This is a genomic window from Thermogutta sp., from assembly GCF_014359955.1.
Lineage (GTDB): Bacteria > Planctomycetota > Planctomycetia > Pirellulales > Thermoguttaceae > Thermogutta.
The window spans coordinates 1-4240 of record NZ_JACIYL010000365.1 but is presented as its reverse complement, the minus strand read 5'-3'; the positions used below and the strand labels follow the sequence as shown (position 1 = coordinate 4240).

Annotated in this window: 3 protein-coding genes; all 3 read right to left on the bottom strand. The window is 58.2% G+C overall.

What is annotated here, in order from left to right:
* A partial coding sequence (locus H5U08_RS11390) for an RHS repeat-associated core domain-containing protein (RefSeq protein ID WP_297033092.1) occupies positions 1 to 2054 on the bottom strand: 2054 nt, incomplete at its 3' end.
* A gap of 547 nt (positions 2055 to 2601) precedes the next feature.
* The gene (locus tag H5U08_RS11385; RefSeq protein ID WP_297033090.1) at positions 2602 to 3417 is read right to left on the bottom strand and encodes an RHS repeat-associated core domain-containing protein; all 816 of its coding nucleotides are present in this window, start codon (positions 3415 to 3417) and stop codon (positions 2602 to 2604) included.
* 429 nt (positions 3418 to 3846) lie between these two features.
* On the bottom strand, positions 3847 to 4240 hold a 394-nt coding region (locus H5U08_RS11380; protein ID WP_297033088.1), incomplete at its 5' end, for a hypothetical protein.

The window sequence follows — 4240 nt, the reverse complement described above, 5'->3', positions numbered from 1 at the left end:
TGCCACCACTGCCAGCGGAACTGCCAAGTCGCCTGCAAGTCAAACATTTCTTCGATTACATATCCGCCTTCGCCAATCGCCCAGCCGACCAGTATTCCCGCACCAGATCCCGCTGCCGCACCAACAGGAACGGCTGCTGGGCCACCGGAAGCAGCGATAGAACCTCCAACCACACCTCCCACAACACCCCCAATTATTTCCGCTGCGGTTTGAACGTTCTCGCCGAACGGTGCGTCACCTTCTTCTGCCTTTCCTTCCAGCCATTCCACCTGATAGCCTCTGCGATTGCCGTTCCAGATCGCGGTAACGTTGATGTGACCGGGAAGAGCTGTATCCCATGTGTTTTTCAGGACACTGGTGTTGTGACCGTGGTAACAAACGTTTCCGTAATCATCGCATGATGCGTAGACCTGCGCCAGCATGTGTACTTCTATCGTATCGGCGAAAGCCCAATTCTTATTGACCACGTAGGCGTGTGCAATAATAGCAGGGCCCGCTTCGAGACTCGACATACTAAACCGGCCGTCGGGATCACGAAGTGATACGGAGGAATTGCGCCCATACCGATACAAATTCCCATCTCCGCTGGTGAAGCCGATCGGATCTTCGCTCATCCACCGGCCGACGGAAGGATCGTACCAGCGGTTGAGGTTGTTTTGAAGTTGAGTGTCACTATCGAAGGGCCTACCGGTGAATAAGAAGAGACTATCAATCGTCGGATTACTCTCTGACGTCACCTTGCCGAAGGCGTCGTAGATGAGGTGATTGACCACGGTCGTCGTATCCGTTTGCGAATTGTACTTGGCAATATCGCGGACGGTGTTCAAATGATCGGTCAAGGTCCACTGCACCGTCTCGTCGGCACCTCCGTTGACCGCCTCCTCAGCCAGAATCTGGTCCACCGCCGGACCCCAAAGATACCGCCATCTCAGGTTCGAGGCCTGGATGTTCCCGGCCCCCGTCCGCTGAAAGTCCATCACCATCTGGTTGCCATCGTAGACAAACACCCGCTTCTGCTCATAGTCCCCGTCCCCATTGCCGTCCAGCCGCCGCCAGACCAGGCGATTCTGATAGTCATACGAATACCGAATCACCCAATCCACCGCCGCCCCATAGCTTGCCTGATGCTGCACCTTGTACAGCCGATTCCGGTGGTCCCAATTGTACTTGGTGATATCCGTGTCGCCCTGGTCTAACTGGCCATTCTGGTTATTATCGATAAACCGATAGGTCCGGTTCCCTTCGGCATCGTAAAGGTAGCGGTAGGTGCCGTCGGAAAGGAGCCGGTTGTTGTCGCCGGTGGTGTAGGTGCTGCCGTTGGCCGTGACCCGGTTGCCGTTATCGTCATACTGGTAGCTTTCATCCGTCTGATAATTGTAGTCGGCCCCGATGAGTTGGCCGGCATTGTCATGGGTGTAGTCGGCCGTACCGTCCACCGAGTTGATGTACTGCGTCATGCGGTTGGCGGCATCGAAGTTCCACGTGTATTCCACGAAGGTCGTCTGGCCCTGGAAGTGGCGGAGATTGCGCAATCGCCCGGCCTGGTCGTAGCTGTAGCTGCTTTCGGCCACCAGTTGTGTGCCGGCCAGGTCGGCGTAGCGGGCCAGCGCGGTCAGCTGCCCGGCGGCGTCGTAGGAGAAGTCCACCCGCTTTTCAGCCACGGCCCGGCCGCCCGGCTGGGGGCCCTGGGTGATGCGGACCACGCGGCCCAGCGCGTCGTAGGTCCACTGGTTGACGAACTCGGCCGTCCCGTTGATCTGCGTTTTCAGCTCGGTGCGGCGGCCGGCCGCGTCGTAGGCCTGCGTGAAAGTCACCATGGGCACAAGCCCCACGATGCTGTGGGTGAGCGTGGTCACCCGGCCCAGGGCATCGTAACTGTAGGTGTAGTCGGCATCGACGTCATCGACGCTCGTGAGTTGGCCCACCAGGTCATAGCCGAAGGCGATCGTCCGCTGGCGGTTCTGATCGGCGTCGGCGTCTTGAACATTATTATACCAGATTTCGGCCGTATTGCGACCGAGATTGTCGTATTGGAATTGGCGGACGCGGCCCAAGCGGTCGATCCGGTACAAGTTCAATTTGCGGCGAGAGGCCGAGGAACGCCGAGCGCCGGTTGCACCCCATCCTGCGGCTGTTTCATGAATCGCTTTCGACTCCTCCCCGTTCACTGTCTTTGCCCCGTTTCGAGGCAAGGTGGGATTTCACGTAACCGATAACTGGAACGACCGCTCCAGGTACGCCAATGGTTGCCAAGGCAACAATGATTTCGCGTACCAACCCGGCTATTGGCGGGTCTGGAAACCCGGCAGGGTACGGCACCAAAACGCAAAGAAGCGTCCCGACTATCGGAAGCACTATCCACAGCTGTGTCGAAACAAACGCCAGGGGTTTCTTGGACCAATGCCAGTCTATCCAAACCGCAGACGGCGTCAGCACCGTGCAGCGTATTATCATCGCCACCAGCGAGAAACGCGGAAGCCCCAACCCGTCGATGAGGAAATAGGCCACGGACGCTCCAACGGCCGCGAGACCCACAGCTACGCCAACGAACGTCATAGCGCGCCTCCCCAAGAAGGCCAGGATCAACGGCAAGCACTGTCTCTAGTCCGGGCGCCAATTCTCGTTACCCGGACCACACCCACACTCGCGGGGGTCGGCATAATATGCACAACGGTTGTATTCGTTACCACACCTCATCATGTCGTCCTGATATTGGGTGTCGCAAACGGTCCACTTTAAGCCTATGCTTGCAAGCGATCCTACTTGGCATGCGCCAAAGCACACCCAGTAACCTGGCCCAGACCAACGAAGCCAAGCACAAAGGGCACTACACGTGACATCGCCGGCAAGGGGCCAGCCGGAAGCTGCGGCGTAGCAGCCTGCTTTCATGAGACCAGCCCGCTTGATACACCGAAGATACGGCTGCAAGCAGGGGGCACATGTGGGCCCAACGAACCTCAGGCCGTCGGGATCCACCGCGGTCAACACCCAATTGCCCACGTAGCGATACAGATTGCGATCCCCACCGTCAAAGCCCACTGGGTCCTCGCTCAGCCAGCGGCCGACGCGAGAATCGTACCAGCGGTTGAGGTTGTTTTGCAGTTGAGTGTCACTATCGAATGGTCTACCGGTGAATAAAAAGAGACTATCGATCGTCGGATTACTCTCCGACGTGACCTTGCCGAAGGCGTCGTAAATGAGATGATTGACCACGGTGGTCATGTCACTGCCCGAATCATACTTCGCGATGCCCCGCACCGTGTTCAGGTGGTCCGTCAAGGTCCAGTGGACCAAATCCGCCGTGCCGCCGCCAACCGCCTCCTCGGCCAGGATCTGATCGACCGCCGGGCCCCAGAGGTAACGCTGCCTGAGGTGGCCAACCTGCATCTTGCCCGAGTTGGCACGGTGGAAGTCCATCAACATTGATGCCTGACGTCAGGCACAGCCTAACCTACTTGGCCAACCTATGTTCTACAGCGGTCTCGCCATCGCGCCCATACTACACGCCAAGCGTGCATCCACAACTTTCGCGCCAAGGCCACGCCCATTACCCCGAACGCGGCACTAAATGCTGCCAATGCCGAGACAAGGAAGGGCGAGTATGGTGTCGTGCGAAAGGCATCAGACACACCCCGAGGCATAATGCGGGTCCACAAAGCACCCACCACAAGCACACCACACAGACCCCCGCAATAATTGAGCATCCGTGCTACAGGGGTCACCCCAAACCTACATGACAACCACAGGGTCGTCAGCACGGCCGGCAACGCTACCAAAAGGCCAAACGGCCAGTCGGACGCACCTAACAGGAGGCCGTGTTGGAGGAGGAATTCCTTCATCTGGCTCTCACCTGTCCACAATTGCCCAGGGCGGTACGCGGCTCGGCCAAAAAACTCCACCCCACCAGCCATCGTCGAAGTAAAAGACGGTCCCGTCGCAGATACGAACCCGGACCGCTCCGTGTCCCAGTTTACCCTTCCCAAAAATGTCCCAGCTAAATGGAGGCAGGTCGTACAAGGCATAATGCCACTCCGCTTTCTCCAGCGTATAGCATGGGCTGGGTGGCTGCGAGTCGATGAAGCTCTCCGCCCAGCGGTGGCAATGATCAATGTGGCCATTCTCGAACTGGAAAAACGGCACACGGTGCTGCGCCGCGGCTGAAAAGAGGGCTGCGATATCCTTACAGTTGCATCCGGCACATTGCGGACTCTGTTTTACTCGGCAGCATATTCCAGCGGCG

What these genes read in the sequence shown, in the direction of transcription:
- H5U08_RS11385 (WP_297033090.1), bottom strand. Translation starts at nt 3,417, where the DNA reads ATGGACTTCCACCGTGCCAACTCGGGCAAGATGCAGGTTGGCCACCTC.